General features: G+C 65.0%; 21 protein-coding genes. 7 read left to right on the top strand and 14 right to left on the bottom strand.

Features of this window, described 5'->3' with window-relative positions:
• Positions 1-196: 196 nt before the first annotated feature.
• Positions 197-1,108 (top strand): tyrosine recombinase XerC, encoded by a 912-nt coding sequence (gene xerC / locus PFZ56_RS20925; protein WP_394304436.1) that lies wholly within the window; start codon positions 197-199, stop codon positions 1,106-1,108.
• A 44-nt stretch (positions 1,109-1,152) separates the two neighbouring features.
• Here the strand turns inward: xerC and PFZ56_RS20920 are convergent, their stop codons facing one another.
• Positions 1,153-1,365, bottom strand: a complete 213-nt coding sequence (locus PFZ56_RS20920) for a DUF4880 domain-containing protein (RefSeq protein WP_110651786.1) — start codon at positions 1,363-1,365, stop codon at positions 1,153-1,155.
• Positions 1,366-1,589: 224 nt separating this feature from the next.
• Here PFZ56_RS20920 and PFZ56_RS20915 point away from each other — a divergent pair, with 224 nt between their 5' ends.
• Together PFZ56_RS20915 and PFZ56_RS20910 are read left to right on the top strand one after the other, a co-directional pair.
• Positions 1,590-2,045 (top strand): glucosaminidase domain-containing protein, encoded by a 456-nt coding sequence (locus PFZ56_RS20915; RefSeq protein ID WP_242553852.1) that lies wholly within the window; start codon positions 1,590-1,592, stop codon positions 2,043-2,045.
• On the top strand, positions 2,039-2,509 hold the full coding sequence (locus PFZ56_RS20910; protein WP_102864995.1) for a hypothetical protein: 471 nt from the start codon (positions 2,039-2,041) through the stop codon (positions 2,507-2,509). Before PFZ56_RS20915 ends, PFZ56_RS20910 begins: the two co-directional genes overlap by 7 nt.
• An 18-nt stretch (positions 2,510-2,527) precedes the next feature.
• Here PFZ56_RS20910 and PFZ56_RS20905 read toward each other — a convergent pair whose 3' ends face one another.
• From PFZ56_RS20905 to PFZ56_RS20885, 5 genes are all read right to left on the bottom strand, one after another.
• On the bottom strand, positions 2,528-2,845 hold the full coding sequence (locus tag PFZ56_RS20905) for a hypothetical protein (RefSeq protein ID WP_102864996.1): 318 nt from the start codon (positions 2,843-2,845) through the stop codon (positions 2,528-2,530).
• Positions 2,842-3,552: an AzlC family ABC transporter permease gene (locus tag PFZ56_RS20900; protein ID WP_262379960.1), complete on the bottom strand. Its 711-nt coding sequence runs from the start codon at positions 3,550-3,552 to the stop codon at positions 2,842-2,844. The genes PFZ56_RS20905 and PFZ56_RS20900 overlap by 4 nt, the downstream gene beginning before the upstream one ends.
• Before the next feature lie 125 nt (positions 3,553-3,677).
• On the bottom strand, positions 3,678-4,148 hold the full coding sequence (locus PFZ56_RS20895) for a sn-glycerol-3-phosphate transporter (protein WP_102880054.1): 471 nt from the start codon (positions 4,146-4,148) through the stop codon (positions 3,678-3,680).
• 89 nt (positions 4,149-4,237) lie between these two features.
• On the bottom strand, positions 4,238-5,716 hold the full coding sequence (locus PFZ56_RS20890) for an alpha/beta hydrolase (RefSeq protein WP_170005038.1): 1,479 nt from the start codon (positions 5,714-5,716) through the stop codon (positions 4,238-4,240).
• The gene (locus tag PFZ56_RS20885) at positions 5,713-6,390 is read right to left on the bottom strand and encodes a metalloregulator ArsR/SmtB family transcription factor (protein WP_170005036.1); all 678 of its coding nucleotides are present in this window, start codon (positions 6,388-6,390) and stop codon (positions 5,713-5,715) included. Before PFZ56_RS20885 ends, PFZ56_RS20890 begins: the two co-directional genes overlap by 4 nt.
• 214 nt (positions 6,391-6,604) lie before the next feature.
• On the opposite strand from PFZ56_RS20885, the gene PFZ56_RS20880 reads away from it, so the two are divergent.
• The 3 genes from PFZ56_RS20880 (at position 6,605) to PFZ56_RS20870 (ending at position 10,095) form a co-directional block, all read left to right on the top strand.
• Positions 6,605-8,020, top strand: coding sequence for an MFS transporter (locus tag PFZ56_RS20880; RefSeq protein WP_110651781.1), 1,416 nt, complete (start codon positions 6,605-6,607; stop codon positions 8,018-8,020).
• 36 nt (positions 8,021-8,056) lie between these two features.
• Positions 8,057-9,397: a DUF6687 family protein gene (locus PFZ56_RS20875; RefSeq protein WP_170005051.1), complete on the top strand. Its 1,341-nt coding sequence runs from the start codon at positions 8,057-8,059 to the stop codon at positions 9,395-9,397.
• A gap of 80 nt (positions 9,398-9,477) precedes the next feature.
• Entirely contained in the window at positions 9,478-10,095 is a 618-nt protein-coding gene (locus PFZ56_RS20870) for a trans-aconitate 2-methyltransferase (protein WP_170005053.1), read from the top strand.
• Positions 10,096-10,203: 108 nt separating this feature from the next.
• Here PFZ56_RS20870 and PFZ56_RS20865 read toward each other — a convergent pair whose 3' ends face one another.
• From PFZ56_RS20865 to PFZ56_RS20845, 5 genes are all read right to left on the bottom strand, one after another.
• Entirely contained in the window at positions 10,204-10,683 is a 480-nt protein-coding gene (locus PFZ56_RS20865) for a copper chaperone PCu(A)C (RefSeq protein WP_123390814.1), read from the bottom strand.
• Positions 10,683-11,288 (bottom strand): SCO family protein, encoded by a 606-nt coding sequence (locus PFZ56_RS20860; protein ID WP_102880055.1) that lies wholly within the window; start codon positions 11,286-11,288, stop codon positions 10,683-10,685. Before PFZ56_RS20860 ends, PFZ56_RS20865 begins: the two co-directional genes overlap by 1 nt.
• Before the next feature lie 228 nt (positions 11,289-11,516).
• Positions 11,517-11,933 carry an NUDIX domain-containing protein gene (locus PFZ56_RS20855; RefSeq protein WP_170005055.1) on the bottom strand — a complete coding sequence of 139 codons (417 nt, stop codon included), beginning with the start codon at positions 11,931-11,933 and terminating at the stop codon, positions 11,517-11,519.
• Positions 11,934-12,123: 190 nt separating this feature from the next.
• Positions 12,124-12,759, bottom strand: a complete 636-nt coding sequence (locus PFZ56_RS20850; RefSeq protein WP_346010661.1) for a LysE family translocator — start codon at positions 12,757-12,759, stop codon at positions 12,124-12,126.
• 85 nt (positions 12,760-12,844) lie between these two features.
• Positions 12,845-13,654, bottom strand: a complete 810-nt coding sequence (locus tag PFZ56_RS20845; protein ID WP_102879324.1) for an AraC family transcriptional regulator — start codon at positions 13,652-13,654, stop codon at positions 12,845-12,847.
• A 164-nt stretch (positions 13,655-13,818) separates the two neighbouring features.
• Between PFZ56_RS20845 and PFZ56_RS20840 the strand changes: the two genes are divergently transcribed.
• Positions 13,819-14,643: an enoyl-CoA hydratase/isomerase family protein gene (locus tag PFZ56_RS20840; protein ID WP_110595709.1), complete on the top strand. Its 825-nt coding sequence runs from the start codon at positions 13,819-13,821 to the stop codon at positions 14,641-14,643.
• A gap of 20 nt (positions 14,644-14,663) precedes the next feature.
• Here the strand turns inward: PFZ56_RS20840 and PFZ56_RS20835 are convergent, their stop codons facing one another.
• The 3 genes from PFZ56_RS20835 to PFZ56_RS20825 are packed head-to-tail and all read right to left on the bottom strand — an operon-like array spanning position 14,664 to position 17,352.
• Positions 14,664-15,896, bottom strand: coding sequence for a hypothetical protein (locus PFZ56_RS20835; protein ID WP_394304435.1), 1,233 nt, complete (start codon positions 15,894-15,896; stop codon positions 14,664-14,666).
• Positions 15,893-16,891 (bottom strand): DegT/DnrJ/EryC1/StrS family aminotransferase, encoded by a 999-nt coding sequence (locus tag PFZ56_RS20830; protein ID WP_346010600.1) that lies wholly within the window; start codon positions 16,889-16,891, stop codon positions 15,893-15,895. The genes PFZ56_RS20835 and PFZ56_RS20830 overlap by 4 nt, the downstream gene beginning before the upstream one ends.
• On the bottom strand, positions 16,882-17,352 hold the full coding sequence (locus tag PFZ56_RS20825; RefSeq protein ID WP_170003448.1) for a hypothetical protein: 471 nt from the start codon (positions 17,350-17,352) through the stop codon (positions 16,882-16,884). The genes PFZ56_RS20830 and PFZ56_RS20825 overlap by 10 nt, the downstream gene beginning before the upstream one ends.
• Positions 17,353-17,406: the final 54 nt, after the last annotated feature.

Below are 17,406 nucleotides of genomic sequence, written 5' to 3'. Positions count from 1 at the left end.
GTTTTTCTGCGGGCCAGACAGCTAGTGTTCAGTTTGCTGTCAAGGTTGTAGTGCGGCGGGGTGCCGGCAGCCATTTCAAGGGCTTGAAGAAGCACTTTAAGGAGCGCTTGCAGGAGGCTTTGAACGGTGTCTTGAACTTGGCCATGAACGGCGCAGGGAACTGCGCTCCGGTATCGTCTTTGCCTTCGGGGGGAGCATGACTTCGCAGGAACAACCGGCCGTTGCCGACAACGCGCACAAGGCCAACCCGTTGCGCCTGTACCTGGCCCGTCTGGCGCCCTCCAGCCAGTCGACCCTGCGTTACGTGCTGCAGGACGCCGCCGATCGCCTGGGGTATGACGAACTCAACCTTGAGGACATCCCCTGGCACCACCTGCAACCCGAGCAGGTGACGGCCCTGGTGGCCACATTGCGCCGTGACGGCTATGCCCCGAATACCTCGTCGCTGTATGTCAATGCCCTGCGGGGGGTGATGAACGAAGCCTGGCGCAGCAGTCTGATCAGCCAGGACCATCTGCTGAAAATGCGCTCGGTCAAGGCCATGGGCGGTACACGCCTGTCCCGGGGGCGCAATCTCAAGCGCGGGCTGATCCAGGACCTGATGGCGGTGTGTGCCGCCGACCCGCGGCCCCAGGGCGTGCGCGACGCGGCAATCATCGCGGTGCTGTACGGCTCGGGCATGCGCAAGTCCGAATCGGTGAACCTGGACCTGGCCCAGGTGGACTTCGTCCAGCGCAGCCTGCAGGTGCTGGCCAAGGGCAACAAGCAACTGATCAAGTACGCCCCGGCCTGGGCCTTCGACAAGCTCCAGGCCTGGCTGGACCTGCGTCGCGCAGACTTGCCGGCAGGCCTTGAGGACGACGCTTTCCTGTTCAACCGGATCCGTCGCGGTGGTCATATCACCCGTGAACGCATCAGCAAGCACGCCATCTACTACATCGCCCGCCAGCGGGGCGCCCAGGTTGGCGTGCGCATCATGCCCCACGACTTTCGTCGTTCGTTCATTACCCGGGTGATCGAGGAACATGACCTGTCGATCGCCCAGAAGCTGGCGCACCACACCAATATCCAGACCACCGCCAGCTATGACATGCGTGATGACAATTAACGACGCCGGGCCATCGACCGCTTTGACCTGTGAGTGTCAGCCGTTCAATAGGTCGGCCCGGAAGGGGCCAGATGCCCGGTCAGGTCCCAGGCCTCGAGCATTTTGGCGTACTCAAAGGCGTGGCTTGGGTCACTCTGCAGCCAGTCTTCGAACGCCTGGCGTTCATCCAGGCTGCAATCGGCCTCACGCAGGCGGATGCACCAGTGGGCGGCCTGCATCATCAAGTATTCATCTGCTTCGCTGGCAGGACTGTTCATCGTGCGGTCCTTGTTCAAAGTGGCGCCGCTCATGAGGAACAGGCGCGGCACGTAGAAATCACTTGCAATCTAGAGTGTATAACGAGAAAAAAGCGTCAATTTTTTGCGTGAAATCAGTCATTGGTATCGGTGCGCAGGCCTGAGGCAAGGCCTGGATGCTGCTCTATAATCGGCATGTTTCACCTGTGGCAAATGGAATCGACCAGTCAAATGAGGGAGCAATCGTGAGCGCCAAACTGTGCAACAACACCAATGCCGTGACCTTTGTCAGCAAATACAAGGCAGCCTGCCAGCCGATCGCCGATCAACTGGACCTGCCGGTGGAAAACATCCTTGGCCTGGCGGCCCAGGAGAGCCAGTACGGCGCCGGACGTATTGCCCGCGAGCTCAATAACTATTTCTCCTTGCATGCCCCGGCGCCCCTGCAGAGCGGGGCCGAGGCGCCCCAGGGCAACGCCAACATCAAGGTGGCGAAGTTCGACTCGTTCCAGAAGTGTGCCCAGTCCTTCGCCTTGCGCTATGGCTCGTCGGTGCGCAGCAAGCGCGACCCCATGGAGTTCGCCCAGGCCCTGGTGCGCAGCGGCTACAACAGTGGCGACGCGGCCTCCGGTGGCCGCAACGGTTTTGCCGAGTACCTGGCGAAGATCATTGTCGCGGTCAGAGGGCGCATGGCGTGCTGAGAAAAAATCCCCACGCATGGCTGCTGGGCCTGCCCCTGGCCTGCGCGGCACTCGTCGCCTGTGCCGGTGCAGTGCTGCAGCCGGATGAGGTCAAGGCCACGGGCCTGACCCGCGAGCAGGCCCAGGAAGTGCTGCTGGTAGCCTTGAAGCATCAGGACTATCAACTGAGCAAACCCGGGGTCTTTGTCGATGGTGACCTGCAGGACGACAGCGGCCAGCCGCCGCATCCGGGCTACTTCGACTTCAGCCTCGGCTACAACGATCCCAAGGCCGGCGCCACTGAGTACTGGGGGCTGTTCTCGGTGAGCACCGCCACCGGCGATGTCTGGGAAATCAACAGCTGCAAGCGTCTGGACGGCAGTGAGTTGCGGGCCTTGCAGGGGCAGATCATGGCCCGTACCGGCAAGACCCTGGCGGATGAAGAGCCCCAGCGCCAGGGACTGGGGTGCGAGGATCAACCATAGTCCCGAAACCGGTCTGCATCAGGCCGCAGCGCTCAGGTGCAGGACCGTAAAATAGGCCGCCGTGCCAATTGCCGCGGTGCTGATCAGGCCCAGGCTGTTGCTCAGGGCAATGAGCCCCACCAGCAACAGGGACACCGAGGCTGCCAGGGGCTCGCGGCTCATCTCGCTGAAGGCGATGTACACCGCGAAGTTGATGAACACCGCCACCGGCAGCACCCGCTCCAGGCAACGCTGCAGGCCGGGTTGCAGGCGGATGCTCACGAACGCCGGAATGATCCGCACCAGGCAACTGGTGGCCAGTAGCGCAGCGATGGTGACCCAGGCCGAATCGCTCATGGCTTGGCCCTGGAAAGCAGGACAGTGCTGATCAGCACACTGGGAATCCAGAAGTACAGGAGGCCCAGGAGCATGATCAATACCAGGGTCACCGCGACACAGAGCGCCACGGTCGACAAGATGGCCAGACGACGTTCGTGCGCCAGGCTCAAGCGGCTGCGCAACTGCGCCAGCGACAGGTACATCAACACCACGCTGGCCGGGTAGCCCAGGTTGACCTCGGTGCCGATCCACTGCAGCGGCAGCCATTTGCCCAGCCATGCCCCCAGCACCCCGACCAGTGCCCAGGTCAGGAAGATCGTTGCGCGTATCACCAGCACCGTGACCGGATTGTCCCGTTCGTGCTCGGTGGCGTAGGCCTCGTCCCCCAGCATATGGGCCGCCGCGGCCTTTTGCAGGAACCCCCGGGGCAACCGTGGGCTGGAGGTGAAGGCAATGGGCAGGTAACGGCTGTTGATCGAAGCCGAGACCAGCAGCAGGGTGAAGAACCCGGCTCCCGACTGGGCCAGGGGCAGGGCGGCGAACTGACCGCTGCCGGTGAATCCCAGCAGCCCCACCAGTGCCACCTCCAGCAGTGACCAGTCGGCGCGACCTGCCAGCAGGCCGAACAGCATGCTCACCGGGACAATGGCCAGCGCGGCCGGGGCCACCCTGCGCAGAGCACCTGACGTGCTTTGTGCGAACGGCATCTGTTGCTCGACCTGCATAGGTTTCCTCACCTTTTGCTCATTACCGAGGCAAAGACCCGGAGCGGCGCCCCAGTCATTGGTCGATGGAGTCTAGGAAAGGCAGCGAGACAGCGTCTTGTACGATTGTGCGAGTTTGCCGGGGCTCAGAAGCGGTAGCCGACGTTGACCATCACTGCGGCAGCGCCCAGCACCACCAGCTCGGTGCCCACCGGTCCGTAGTGCACGCCCACCGCCGGAATCAGCACCGGTGCCACGCCAAAGTGGTTCAACGGGATCTTGTCCTTGTAGTCGCCCTTGTAACCCTGGATCAGCCCACCGCTGAGCTTGGCGTAGACCGGCCAGTCGGCGTGTTCCCAGGCCTTGCCCAGGTACGCGTAGTAGGAGCGCTGGGAGAAGGAGTTGCGAAAGGTGCTCACGCCCCACAATTGACCGTCGGCGTAGTTGCGCTCCAGGCCGATCAGATCCTGGTGGTTGTTGTGGTCGGGATCGTTGCTCCAGTGGTTGGTGTAGACGCTGGTCTGCACGTACCAGTAGTCCTGTTGCGCGGCGGCTTGCAGCGTCTGGCTGGCGGCGGCCAGCAGCAGGGCCAGGCCCGCGGCTTGGGTTCGAAGCATTGCTTTCATCAAGGTTCCCTGCCATCGCGGCAGTCGTGCCCCCTCGGAAATCAAGGGGGAAAAGGGGGCAGACGCTAACATCCAGCTATTCAGCGAATCAATGATTGAACTGTTGCTTGATCTATATCGGCTTCGATGCGCTGGATCAGGTAGGGGAAGAACGGGTTGGCGGTCAGGCGCATCAGCTCCTCCATGGGCACCACCAGCACGCCGCGTTCACCGCGGGCGGCGATGGTGCCCAGGTGCACGCCAAAGTCTTCACGGGGGGTGGGCTGGGTCCCGTACAAACCGTCGTCCACTGGGAACGGCAAGGCCACGTGGGACAAGGAAAACACCCCCGCCGGATAGGCCAGGTCCAGGGGCCGTCGCTGGCTGTCCAGGCTCAAGGCGGGGGTGCTGACTTCGGCCAGGGTCGCGCCGCCGCTGCCTTCATTGGTCAGCACCCGGGTGCTGTAGTTGCGCGGCGGTGCCGGCAGCAGGCTGGCCAGGGAGGTGAGGCTGGCGGGGTCCAGCAGGCCTTCGAAGTCCCGGTCCCGGTTGAGGTCGAAAATCACCAGTTCACTGCCGTTGGCCGGCAGTTGCCGGTACAGGCCGGAGACCAGGGCAGGGGTACTGACTGTGGCATCGGTCAGTGACTGGAAGCTGAGGATCGGTGGCAACCGGTTCAGGCGCGGGTCGCCCACCAGGGCCAGCAACTGGCTTTGCAGGGCATCGGTCAGCAGCCATGACTGGCGCGCGGCATTGACCGGAAACGAGTTGTACTTGAACGGGTTGTACTCAGGGCGCAGGTTCAGCCAGGCCGCCTTGCTGAAGGCCGGAAACACCGCCGGCCAGCCGGCCACACCGGCAAAGCGCGCCGACGGGGCCACGCCGATCATCGGCGAAATCAGCACCAGGCGCTGGGCCTGCGGCAACTGCGGATTGTCCAGGGCGTCCAGGGCGTACTTGACCGCCAGGGCACCACCGTTGGAGTAACCGACGACATGCAAGGGCGCAGGCGCCGGGACTTCGGCCCGAGCGGCACGCAGGGCCAGGCGGGTGGCGGCCAGCCAGTCCTGCCAGTGGGCGTCGGTCAGGCCGGCCGGCACCGTGCCGTGGCCGGGCAGGCGCAGGCCGATGGCCAGGTAACCGTGTTCGACGTAGCGCCTGGCAACGTGGCGCAAGCTGTAGGGCGAGTCGGTCAAACCATGCAGCAGCACCACCACGCCCCGTGGCGTGCCTGAGGGCCGCAGCAGGTAGGAGCGGTTCCAGTCGGTGGCAAAGCGGGGCGGGTAGACCCGGCTGTCCACGCGATAACGGTTGAAGGGCGGGACCTGGGTCGGGTCCAGGCGGTCGCTGACTTCACGCCGGACTTCGGCAAACAAACGCTCCTCGGCCTGCATCCAGGCCGCCCAGTCGGCGCGATCGATCTGTTCGATGCTCAGTTCATGGGGCACCCGCAGGTGCCAGGGTTGCAGCGCCGGGCCCCGCTCGCTGTCGTAGGCACGCCAGGCCAGCAGGGTGAGTGCGGCAACGCCGAGGATCAGCGCGCCACCCTTGAGCAGGCGCGACAGGGTCGGGGCGATCACTGGCGGGGACTCGGTTGGAGGGCGCTGATGCGATAAACGCAGCGTCGATCGCCAGTGATCAGGTGCTCCACGCGCTGCACCTGCCCAAGGTCGCCAATGGCGGCCTGGAACACTTGCAGTTCGGAGCGGCAGAAACCCTGGCACTGCTGGGCCGCGACACAGATCGGACAGTGACTCTCGATCAACAGCCAGCCCTCGCCGTCGGCCTCGACACTGGCCATGTAGCCGGCGACTTCACGGATCTGCGCGAGGGCCCGGACCCGTTCTTCCAGGGTCGGTAGCGGGGCGCAGACGTCGAGGTACTGCGCGGTGTTGACCCGCTCCATATCAGTGACGATGCGTTCCACGCCGTCGGCCCCATAGACCGCGCGAATCGAATCGATCAGTTGCAGGGTCAGGTGGGCATGGGTGTCGGGAAAACGGGCCTGGGCCTGCTCGGTCAACACCCATTTCTGCGACGGACGCCCGGCGCCCTGGGCCGGCATCATCTGCCCGGCGATCAGTTCAGCGTCCAGCAGTTTCTGTAGCTGCTGGCGGGTGGCTTCCAGGGACACCTTGAGCAGCGGGGCCAGGTCGGCGGTTTTCAAGGGGCCGCGGGTTTTCAGCAGAAACAGAATTCGCTCGGCGGTGGCTCCGGGGTTCTTCTTCTCGGCAGGGGAGGATATCGAGGACATGCTGGGCCATTAACCAATGCGCAAGTGGGGTATCAAGGGCGTGCTGGACGCTGCTAACCGCGCAAGCATAACAGGCTCCGGCCAAGGGGCCCGGCGATTGTCGCGCTTTGAACGGCGGATTGGGCAAGAGAGCGAGACGATGAAAAATTAATTATCAAAGTAATTGCTTGTGTAATACAGTGCGGCTTTATCGAACACCCTAAGGGAGCAAGGCATGGCTTCGACAAACGGATGGTCAGCACTGTTACTGGGCAAGAACGGACTGCGCTCGGCAGCCCTGGCCGGTGGCGTGGCGCTGCATGCAATCAATGTGTACCTGGTCACCACGCTGTTGCCTTCGGTGGTCAAGGATATCGGCGGCCTGGACTACTACGCCTGGAATACCACCTTGTTCGTGGTGGCCTCGATCATAGGTTCGGTGCTGTCCACCCGGGCCCTGGGGATACTGGGGCCGAAGCTCGCCTATGCCCTGGCCGGCCTGGTGTTCATGCTCGGTTGCGGCCTGTGTGCCCTGGCCCCGGACATGGGCTGGCTGATCATCGGGCGCAGTGTCCAGGGCCTGGGCGGAGGGCTGCTGTTCGCCTTGCCCTACGCGATGATCCGCCTGGTGTTCGACGAGCCGCTATGGCCCCGGGCGATGGCGCTGATTTCCGCCATGTGGGGCGCGGCCACCCTGATCGGCCCAGCCGTGGGCGGGGTCTTCGCCGAACACGGCGCCTGGCGTGCGGCGTTCTGGGTGCTGCTGCCCTGCACCTTGCTGTTCATGCTGCTGGCGATCGCCCTGTTACCGGGCAAAAGCCGCGAAACGGCGCCCCGCAGCCCCATTCCCGGGCTGCAACTGGTGTTGCTGACCGCGGTGGTGCTGGCGATCTCCATTGGCAGCATCACACCTTCGCCCGGGTACAACGCTTTGGGGCTGGGCGTCGGGCTGGGCCTGTTGCTGCTGGTGGTGGTGCTGGAGAACCGCTCCGGCAAACGTCTCTTGCCCCGCGACAGCCTGAAGTCCGGCAGCCCCTTGCTGGCGCTGTACCTCTCCATGGCGCTGCTGGTGGTGGGCATGACCAGCGAGGTCTTTGTGCCGCTGTTCCTGCAAGAACTGCATCAGCAGACGCCCTTGCTGGCGGGTTACATCGCCGCGCTGATGGCGGCCGGCTGGACACTGGGGGCGATCTTCAGCTCTGGCCTGAGCCCCCTGGGCGCGGCCCGGGCCATCGCCAGCGGGCCGTTTCTGGTGGTGGCCGGCCTGCTCCTGGCCTGTCTGTTCATGCCTGCCACGGCCACGCCGCTCCTGAGCCTGGGGGCGGTGTGCCTGGCCATGTTGCTGGTGGGCACAGGGATCGGCCTGGCGTGGCCCCATCTGTTGTCCCGAGTCCTGGAAAACGCGGCCGATGACCAGAAGGAGCTGGCGGGCGCCTCGATCACCACGGTGCAACTGGTGGCCACGGCCCTGGGCGCGGCGCTGGCGGGGATGATTGTCAACCTGGCCGGACTCAGCTCCAGCGCCGGTGTTGCCGGTACGGCCCAGGCCGCGGCCTGGCTGTTCGGTCTCTACGCCGGGGTATCGGCCCTGCTGTTTATCAGCATGCGTCAGGTCCGGCGCCACCATACCCGGGCGCTGGCCGAGGCCTGAGGCCTGCCTGACTCATCACACTTCAAGGACATACAGATGAACAGCCTCAATACCGCTTGCCAGGAACAGGGCTTCCTTTTCGATCCGGGAGTCGCCCCATTGTTCGCGCACCTGGACCTTCGCCTGCTGGGGGGACGCGCCATCGGCATTGCCGATAATCAGTTCACCGATCTGCTCAGCGTCCTCGGCGGCCCGGGCTGCGGGGTGTGCAATGGCAACCCCCGGGACCTGCGCCGGGAGAACCTGCGCCAGTTCAGTTATCGCCTGGACGGTTCGGGCGAACTCAGCAGCGCAACGCCGGCGCTGCGGGAGCTGCCCCGGCAGTTGCATCAGCGACTGGCGCCCGGCGCCGGCGAAGCGCCGCTGGAGCTTGGCTTGCAACCCTGGCGCCTGGGGCCCCACAGCCCCTATGGATTCCTGCCCCTGGGCCAGACCCGCAGACGGTCCAATATCTCCCTGGATTCCATCGACAATCCGGCCACCGTGCTGACCTTGTCCCATTGGCCGGCCAACAAGACCCCCAGCGCCTACAAGGCCAACCTGTCCACCACCAGCGCCCTGATCTTTCTCCAGCAGGGGCTGAGGGTGGAACAGGCGCAGGTGATCACCAGCGATCATTTCGATCTTGACGGGCTGGCCTCGGTCTACGCCTTCCTGGCCCCCGAGCAGGCCCTGCGGCACCGTCAATTGCTGATCGATATCGCACGACTCGGCGACTTCACCCGGGGCACTTCGCCCCAGGCCCTGCACTGCGCCTTTACCCTGCATGCCCTGGCCGCCCGAGTGCGCAGCCACAGCCAGGGCGGCAACGACCGGCAACTCATGGCGCGTTTCACCGCACTGCTGCCGCAACTGGCCGATGTGCTGGATAACACCCGGCGTTACGCCGAGCTGTACGACCCGGCCATGCAGGAGCTGCAGCGCAGCACGGCGCTGGTGGAGCATGCCGCCACACGGATCGAAGAGTACCCGGACATCGATCTGGCGATCTTTCGCCTGCCTGACGGCGCATGGCAGGGCGAGGGCGAGTACTTCGGCCTGTCGCCGGTGGCGTTGCACAATCGCAGCCGCTGCGCGGTGCTGGCCATCGTCAATCAGGGGCGTATCGAAATCCGCCAGCGTTATGAAAGCTGGGTCGAGCGCAGCAGCGGCATTCCCCGGGCCCGTCGGGACCTGGCGATCTTCGCCCGGGCCTTGCAGGAAACGGAGCGCACTCCTGGGCAGTGGCACTACGACGGAGTGCAGGCAATCATGCCGGGCCTGAGGTTTGTCGCCGACCGGCCCAGCAGCCACTCCAGCGACAAGCTGCTGGCCGAACTGCGTCAGTTCCTTGGCCAGGCCCCGGTGGCCTGGGATGCCAACGGCCAGGCCACATAACGCAGCACCGCCAACTTCGCTTTGCCTGGCGCCCTTGTGCTGTAATCCGCGGCCACCGAACAGCACAAGGAAGCCTGTGGATGCACGAATCCGCCCGTCACATCGTCGATCTGTACCAGCGTCATGCCCAGGCTTGGGACCGGGCGCGTAGGGCCAACACCCAGGCATTTCACAGCGAACAAGCCTGGTTCGAACGCTTTCGCCAGGTCATGGGGACTGGCCGGCAGGTACTGGACCTGGGGTGTGGCGGTGGCGAGCCGGTAGCGCGCTATCTGCTCGAACATGGATACGCGGTCACTGGCGTCGACAGCAGCGCCGCCTTGCTGGATCAGTGTCGCCAGCGCTTTCCCCAACAGCAGTGGATCAATGCCGACATGCGCGGTCTGGCCCTGGACCAGGACTTTGCCGGCATTCTGGCCTGGAACAGCCTGTTCCACCTGAGCCCGGACGATCAGCGCGCCATGTTTGCCGTGTTCGAACGCCACGCCGGCCCCGGCTGCGCCCTGATGTTCACCAGCGGACCTGCAGCAGGGGAGGCCATCGGCGAGTTCGAAGGCGAGGCCCTGTACCACGCGAGCCTGGACCCGGGGGAATACTGCACCTTGCTCGATACCCACGGTTTCGAGGTGGTGCAGCAGGTCAGTGAAGACCCGGAGTGCTGCGGGCTGACGGTGTGGTTGGCGCGGGGGATTTACTGAGGCTCAAGTCGCCCCGTCTCTTGGCAAGGTGCGGGGCAAAAAAAAGCCGGTTTCTGCTGAACAGAAACCGGCTTTTTCAGATCTTTGGAGCGCTGTCGTTTACCGCACTCAGTGCTTCATCATGCTGTGATCCGGCGCATTCAGCGCGCGGGCCTGGGCTTGGACCTTGATGGTTTCCTTCTCGCCCTTGGCGTTTTCCACGATCAGGGTCAGAGGCACTGTGTCCCCGGCCTTGATCTGGCCGGTGAGCTCCATGAGCATCACGTGATAGCCGTGGCTGTCCAGGCTGACCTTCTTCCCGGCCGGCAGGGCCAAGGCGTCCACTTGCTGCATGCTCATCACGTCGTTGTGCATGCTCGACTGATGGATCTGCACGTTCTTGGCCACGGGCGATTGCACTTCAACCAGCTTGCTGTCGCTGCTGGCGGTGAGGTCCATGAAAGCGCCGCTGGCGTGCTGGCCAGGGACGGTGGCGCGGACCCAGGCGTTGTCCACCTGGGTCGCGGCGCTGGCGGTGCCGGCCAGGCCCAGCAGGGAGAGCATCAGCAGGGCGGATTGGATCCGGGATGGGCGACGTTGCGAGTTCATTAACAGACCTCCATGACGGTGAGCAGATCTTCCGCGCACTCTTGGGCGTTGAGGGACTGGGACAGACCCAGGCGCAAGGTGCCCCGGGAGTCGTAGACGAAACTGGTGGCGGTGTGGGACAGGGTGTAGGTCGAGCCGCTGGGGATCTTTTCGTAGAACACGCCAAATTCCTTGGCGGTGGCCGCGGTTTCTTCCAGGGTGCCGTAAAGCGCCTCGAAGCTCGGGTCGAAGGCCTTGACGTAGGCGTCCAGCACCTCGGGCGTGTCGCGCTCGGGGTCCAGGGTGATGAACACCACTTTCAGGCGGTCGCCGTCGCGGCCCATGAGTTTCTTGGCCTGGGCGGCGCGGGCCAGGGTGGTGGGGCAGACCGCCGGGCACTGGGTGAAGCCGAAGAAGATCATCGGCATCAGGCCACGGTAGCTGGACAGCGACTTGGTTTCGCCCTGGGAATCGGTGAGTTTGAAGGTGCGGCCGAGAATCTGATTGCTCAGGTCCTTGCCATATTTGAAGGACAGTCGGGGACTGTTGTCGCAACCGGCGAGCAGGCCCAGGCCGAGCACCCCGGCGCTGGTAAGCAGGGTGCGGCGAGTCAGCAAAACACTCATGAAATAACGCCCTTTGAACAGCCAGACAGGCAAAAACCCGCGCATGGTAACAAACAGACGAAAGCGGCGGCGGGCTAATTAGACCAATGCCTGCGGCCATCGGTCGCAGTCTGGGTTGTGGATTGAGCCGGACTCACGGCCAAGTGTAGAACGCTGCCCGGAGGCGGGTCCTGCTGTTGCAGCCATGCTCTGGCCGATCAGCCACAGGGCGTTGCGCGATGAGAGCCTTCAATCTTCCAGCGCCGCGATCTGCACCAGCGCCCGCACGGCGGCGCGGGTGGCCAGGGTCAGGGGCTTGGGTAGCCGGTCCAGCTCGAACCAGGCGATATCGCTGTGCTTGTGCGGCTCGTTGTTACGCGGCGCCATGGCCGGGGCGGAGGCCAGGTACACCGGGCAAACCCAATGTTCCTGCCGTTCGGGGTCGATCTGGTCCGCCACGCATAACAGGCTGACGCCTTGCAGGGTCAGTCCGAGCGCTTCGAGGATTTCACGGCGCATGGCCTGCTCCACCGGCTCCAGCCAATCGACCTTGCCTCCGGGCAATCCCCAGCAACCGGCCTCGGGGTCCCGCAGGCGCTTGACCAGCAGTAACTGGCCATCGCGGACGATAGCGGCGCCGCATCCCAGGCGAGGCTGTTGTGACATGGCTGTACTCCTGTGCGTTGGGGAGAAGGGCAAGGCCCGTAGTCCTGCCCGGCAGCTGATGTGCGCTTCGCACACTATCGACTGTCAAGGATGACAACCGCGTGTTGCTTTGTTGTTTATTTGTAACTTTCAACGTGCAGGACGGCCGTCGATTCAATGCTCGGTTTAGAACCTGACTCAAGTGCCCGGCTCAGTGGCGCAACAGGGTGGCCGCGATCACGGCCAGTGCCATGAGGATCAGGATCACCCCGGTGATTCGTTCCAGCCAGGGCAGGGCGCGAGAGAAGCGCAGCCTTACCCGGCCATTGCCAATGGCCAGCGCCACCAACACATCCCACAGCAGCACCACGCTGAACATCCATACGCCATAGACCAGCTTCCAGGCGGTGCTGGTCTGGGCGCCCACCAGTGAGGCCAGGCTGACATAGAACAGGGCGTTCTTCGGGTTGAGCAGGCCCGAAAGCAGACCCGCGCCCAGGCCGCGCCACCAGGTGGCCCGGTGCAGCGCCCGGCTGTCGCCCTGGGCATCCACCGCAGCCAGGGAACTGGTGCCAGCGTGACGGATGAACAGCCAGCCCAGGTAAAGCAGGTAGCCACAACCGGCCAGTTGGATCGCCAGGAACAGCCAGCTGTCGGGGCGCAATACCGAGACCCCGCCAAAGGCCAGGACAATGAACAGACCGTTGGCCAGGGCGATGCCCAGGCAGGCGCCGGTGGCCGGTTTCCAGCCGCTGACCATGGACAGGCGCGCCACCAGGAAAAAGTCCGGCCCGGGGGAGAGCAGGGCGAGAAAATGCGCGGCGGCGACCAGCAGGAACTGTTGAATCATGAAGGCAGACTTCCAGAGGCGAGAAGGGGCTGGAAGTCTGCCGGGCGTCAGCGCTGGGGTATTGAAGAAAATTGCGCGGCCTTCAGCGCTTGTACAAACCCGGGGTGACCCCGACATGGGCCTTGAACACCCGCTGGAAGTGCGCCTGATCGGCAAAGCCCAAACGCTGGGCCAGGGCCGCCGGGGCCTCGCCGGCCTGCAGCGAGGTGCGGGCCTGGATGATGCGCTGGTTCAATTGGTAGGCGTGGGGCGTCATCCCGGTGGCGGCGCGAAAGGCCCGGATCAGTTGGTAGCGGCTGAGGCCCGCCAGCGTTGCCAGGCGCTGCAGCGGGTGAGCCTGTTGCGCCCCCTGTTGCAGGAATTGCATGACCCGCCGGACCCCGGCGCCGGCCAGGCCCGGATCGGCGGCCAGGGCAATCACCGGCTGCCCCTGCAGCGGAAAGTCGCCAATGAACTCGATCAGCGCTGCTTCCTTGTCTTGCCAACTGGCGGTGGAGAACAGCAGGTCGTTGAGGCGGCAAAAGCGCTGGTACAGATCCCCGTCGTGACTCAACAGCACCTGGCCAGGCGCCAATGCCGCCTGCTGCTGTGCTTCCAGGCGCACGCCTTCGACCCAGCGCGGCTCCAGGTGCAGCATCTGGTAGCTCCAGGCCGTGTCGGGCTGGGGATTGCAGGCATGGGCGCAATGGGCCGGGACGAATACCACGCTGCCGGCCTGGATCAGGGTGGGTCCCTCGGCGCCGCCACTGAACAGGCTGACGCCACGGTCCACGGCGCCGATGGACACTGTCGGGTGGCTGTGGGCCCTGTAGTTGGCGCGGCTGTCACAGGCTCGGCGGCTTTCTACGTAAGGCAGGTTCGGGTCGCGCCAGAATTGCGCTGAAGGCGTCATGCTGCAGCTCTGCGGTCAGGGGACGGATGAGCAGGCTAACAGGGTGGATTGCAAGGGTGCCAGTTTGAGCTGAGCGCGGATGCCGGACGGGAGCGCTCGCCAGGGCTGCCTATACTGCACTCGGGTTTTGCTCAACCGCGCCACGACCTGCAACAGGAGCTGCCATGAACTTCAAGGAAATCGCCTACGAGCAGCACGGACCCGTAGTGGTCATCCGCTTCAATCGCCCCGAGCAGCGCAACTGCATCGGCCCTGTGACCCACCTTGAATTGATCGACGCCTGGACGCGTTTTCGCGACGACGAGACGGCCCTGGTAGCGATCATTACCGGCACCGGCGATCGGGCCTTTTGTGCCGGCGGCGACCTCAAGGCCGCCGCGCAACTGGTGCCGTCGAGCGCCGAAGAAATGGCCGCCCATGATCGTGGCGAACGTCCCGGAATCATCGGCCCCAGCCGTTGGGTCGACGTCTATAAACCGGTGATCGCCGCCGTCAATGGCGTGGCCTATGCCGGTGGCCTGGAGTGGGCCTGTTTTGCCGATATGCGCATTGCCGAAGAGCATGCCTCGTTCGGCGTCACCTGCCGCCGCTGGAACATCGGCCTGGCGGACGGCGGCACCCAGCGCCTGCCGCGGATTGTCGGCATGGGCCGGGCCATGGAACTGATTCTGACCGGCAAGGTGATTGATGCCCAAGAGGCGTACCGCATCGGTCTGGTCAACGAAATAGTGCCCAGCGGGCGCTCCCTCAAGCGCGCGCTGGAACTGGCCCAGGTGCTGGCCGGTCTGCCGCAACCGGCGATGCGCTCGGACAAGGAAGCGGCCATCCGGGGATACGGATTGCCCTTGGCCGAAGGCTTGAAGATAGAAGCCCAGTGCTTCAATCGCTCGATCCACGCCCCTGAAACCCAGGAAGGACTGCGCCGCTTCATCGAGCGCGATCACCCTGATCGTGGAGGCGGCCCAGCGACAGGCATGGTCAAGCACTGAGCCCTGTCCAGCCCCAGGACTCAGGCCTGGCCGTGCAATGGCCGGCAGGCTTCTGCCAGGGCAGCGCGCAACGCCTGGCACAGACGCTGGGGTTCGCCGCCCTGGCGAAACCCCTCGACCTGGCGTTGCAGTTCGGCGAAACACCGGCCCTCGGCACTGCGTGCCAGGCTCAGGCGCGGATCGGGCTGGACGTAGCGCGGATCGTCCGGCGCCAGGTACAGGCCGTTGAGGTTCTGGTAATCGGCGTCGATCCAGGCGTACAGGTGATGTTCGAAACGCTCGGCAAACCGATAGCGGCCAAAGTCCATCAGCTGCAGTTGCAACGGCGCCACGCTGGACACCCCCGCCAGTTGCACATTGACCCCATCAATCAGTAACGGCGCACCCCGGTTGGCGCTCAACAGGCGGTGCAGCGTCGCGGCCACCTGAGCACTGACCGCCAGCCTTTGCTCATCGCGTCTGACCTGCAGTTCGCCGTTCTCCCGGCACAGGTGAAAGCGCACCGCGCCGCAGCTGCTGGCGGTCAAGCCATAACGCCGCAGCAGAAGCTCGGCCTGCATCAGGGCCCCGGCCAGTTCGGGGCCCTGCCAATAGCGTTGCCACTGGCAGCGCGGGCGGGTGCAGGCCCGACGCAACAGCAGCACCGCCGGTTCCGCCGCACGCCCGTCATGCCACAAGGCATCGAAGCCCAGGTCGATTAGGGCATAGGCCGGCAATGGCGTGATCGCCGCGCCGGCGTGGTTCATGGCGGCGAACACCAGGTGCTCCATCAGCACTTCATGCACCGCCTCGGCCAGGGTCAGCAAGCCGTTGGAATGGGGCAACTGCGGGGCTTCGTCCGGCGGCACGCCAATGCCCTTGATGTCGAACAGCACCTGCTCGCTGGCCGGCGCGCACAGCACCGCGGCGCGCCCATAACGCGGCGGACGCCAGCCCGTTACCCGTCGATCGTCCAGGGCAATCGGGGTGTTGATGCCCTGGGCCGCCGCCTGGCTGGTGGATATATAAGCAGCGTGGTCCAGCAGCCAGCGATCGATGGCCTCCTCCGTTGCCCCCTCCCAGGGGGCATCGAAGTCGGCGCGCAGCGCCGGGTAGTTGGCGAACAGCACCCGCGCACCGGCCACCCCGAGCAACTGTTCTGTGCTCAGCGTCTGACCGCTCTGGGCGTAGTCGGCCAGTCGTTGCACCCGTGGGCCTGCGGCGAAAGGCAGGTTCAGATCGTGCTGGGGTTGCCAGGCGGCGGGACTGTTCATCGAGTGTCTCCGGCCCAGGCATCCAGGCGCCCGGGGTGGTCGAGGGCGGCGATGGGGTCCAGCAGGACCCAGTTGCGGCGCAGTTCCAGGCTGGCTTGCGGCCCCTGGGCCACCTCGCCACGGCCGCGCAGCATGGGCAGTTCCCGCAGCGCGCCGGCCGCCGGGGCGCAGACCCCCAGGGCTTCGGCATGGGGGCTGTGGCGCAGGCGTTCGAACAACTGCGGTTCGCGGGTGCGGATCGCCAGGTATTGACCGTTGGGCAGCGCCGATCCAGCCGCGGTCCAGGGCTCCAGGCCGGCATCGCGTAGGCGTGCCAGCAGCCCGGGCATCTGCTGCCGCAGGCGCTGGCTGCGGGCCTGGGCCCTGGCGACGGCGGGTATCAGCGCCGGCAGGGCATGAATCGACAGGGCCGGGCTCAAGGCCGGGCAGGCGCGGGAACGCTGGCCCGGCGACCAGACGTCGATATCGCCATCCACCGCGAGGTCACCGAACAGCGCGCCCCCGCCGCCAATGTCCAGGGCCTTGCCGTGGCCCAGGGAGGTGACCACCAGTGATGCGCCGGGACAGCACAGATCCCAGGCACCGGCGCTGTCTTCGATGATGGGCAGGCGCGGGCCGAGCAACTGGCGCAAGGCCGGGATGTCGCAAGGCAAGCCGTATTGATGGACCGCGATCACCGCGTCCAGGCCAGGGATATGGGGCGCCAGCGCCTCGCTGCTGAGCAGCAGGTCGGCGGCGTTTTCGATAATCACCGGTATCGCGCCGGCATTGAGGACGGCGGCCACCACTTGATGGCAGGTGGCGGCCGGAACCGCGACCCGCCAGGTGCCGGTGGCCCCCAGCTGGCGCAGCGCCAGTTCCAGCGCCGCGGTGCCGGAACCGACCAAGGCACCGTAGCGCCGCTGATAAAACTGCGCGAGCCAGGACGAGCACGGCAGCCGATCGGCCTCCCGTGCCCGCCACTGGCCATCGGCAGGACCTGGAACTACTTGCACTTGTCCATGGCGCAAGCGGTGAGGGCTTCGACCTTGCACTTATCCATGGCGCAAGCGGTCAAGGTTTCGACCTTGCACTTGTCCATTGCGCAGGCGGTCAAGGCTTCGACCTTGCACTTGTCCATTGCGCAAGCAGTCAAGGCTTCAACTTTGCATTTATCCATGGCGCAAGCGGTGAGGGCCTCGGCCCGAGGGCCGCCGATGCGCCAGCTGGTGAACTTGCTCTCCGGCAGCGCACCGCGCTTGACCACATCCAGGTGCAGGGTGCGGGCTTCATGGTCGTTGCACTCGAGCAGGATCTCGTCCTCGGCGACCGCGAAGTGATCGTGCAGCAGGCAGAGTCCGAAGCGATCCAGGTTGCCGTGGCGCTCCAGTAGCTCATGCAGGTCATTGATGAATTGCGCATCAGACACCCCCAATGGCATGGCTTCGTCAAAGGAGGGATTGGTGTGTCCGTTCATGTGGTGTACTCCAATATGTTTGATTTAAACCGGTCATCTTCATCAACAGTGCGC

This window comes from Pseudomonas danubii (genome assembly GCF_042980055.1).
Lineage (GTDB): Bacteria > Pseudomonadota > Gammaproteobacteria > Pseudomonadales > Pseudomonadaceae > Aquipseudomonas > Aquipseudomonas danubii.
This window is presented reverse-complemented; position numbering and strand designations above follow the sequence as displayed.

Excerpts from the sequence above, each read along its gene's own strand:
- PFZ56_RS20840 (WP_110595709.1), top strand. The coding sequence starts at position 13,819 with ATGAACTTCAAGGAAATCGCCTACGAGCAGCACGGACCCGTAGTGGTC.
- PFZ56_RS20825 (WP_170003448.1), bottom strand. The coding sequence starts at position 17,352 with ATGAACGGACACACCAATCCCTCCTTTGACGAAGCCATGCCATTGGGG.
- PFZ56_RS20860 (WP_102880055.1), bottom strand. The coding sequence starts at position 11,288 with ATGAGTGTTTTGCTGACTCGCCGCACCCTGCTTACCAGCGCCGGGGTG.
- xerC (WP_394304436.1), top strand. The coding sequence starts at position 197 with ATGACTTCGCAGGAACAACCGGCCGTTGCCGACAACGCGCACAAGGCC.
- PFZ56_RS20880 (WP_110651781.1), top strand. The coding sequence starts at position 6,605 with ATGGCTTCGACAAACGGATGGTCAGCACTGTTACTGGGCAAGAACGGA.
- PFZ56_RS20855 (WP_170005055.1), bottom strand. The coding sequence starts at position 11,933 with ATGTCACAACAGCCTCGCCTGGGATGCGGCGCCGCTATCGTCCGCGAT.
- PFZ56_RS20905 (WP_102864996.1), bottom strand. The coding sequence starts at position 2,845 with ATGAGCGATTCGGCCTGGGTCACCATCGCTGCGCTACTGGCCACCAGT.
- PFZ56_RS20870 (WP_170005053.1), top strand. The coding sequence starts at position 9,478 with ATGCACGAATCCGCCCGTCACATCGTCGATCTGTACCAGCGTCATGCC.
- PFZ56_RS20845 (WP_102879324.1), bottom strand. The coding sequence starts at position 13,654 with ATGACGCCTTCAGCGCAATTCTGGCGCGACCCGAACCTGCCTTACGTA.
- PFZ56_RS20895 (WP_102880054.1), bottom strand. The coding sequence starts at position 4,148 with ATGCTTCGAACCCAAGCCGCGGGCCTGGCCCTGCTGCTGGCCGCCGCC.
- PFZ56_RS20900 (WP_262379960.1), bottom strand. The coding sequence starts at position 3,552 with ATGCAGGTCGAGCAACAGATGCCGTTCGCACAAAGCACGTCAGGTGCT.
- PFZ56_RS20875 (WP_170005051.1), top strand. The coding sequence starts at position 8,057 with ATGAACAGCCTCAATACCGCTTGCCAGGAACAGGGCTTCCTTTTCGAT.
- PFZ56_RS20865 (WP_123390814.1), bottom strand. The coding sequence starts at position 10,683 with ATGAACTCGCAACGTCGCCCATCCCGGATCCAATCCGCCCTGCTGATG.
- PFZ56_RS20835 (WP_394304435.1), bottom strand. The coding sequence starts at position 15,896 with ATGAACAGTCCCGCCGCCTGGCAACCCCAGCACGATCTGAACCTGCCT.
- PFZ56_RS20920 (WP_110651786.1), bottom strand. The coding sequence starts at position 1,365 with ATGAACAGTCCTGCCAGCGAAGCAGATGAATACTTGATGATGCAGGCC.
- PFZ56_RS20885 (WP_170005036.1), bottom strand. The coding sequence starts at position 6,390 with ATGTCCTCGATATCCTCCCCTGCCGAGAAGAAGAACCCCGGAGCCACC.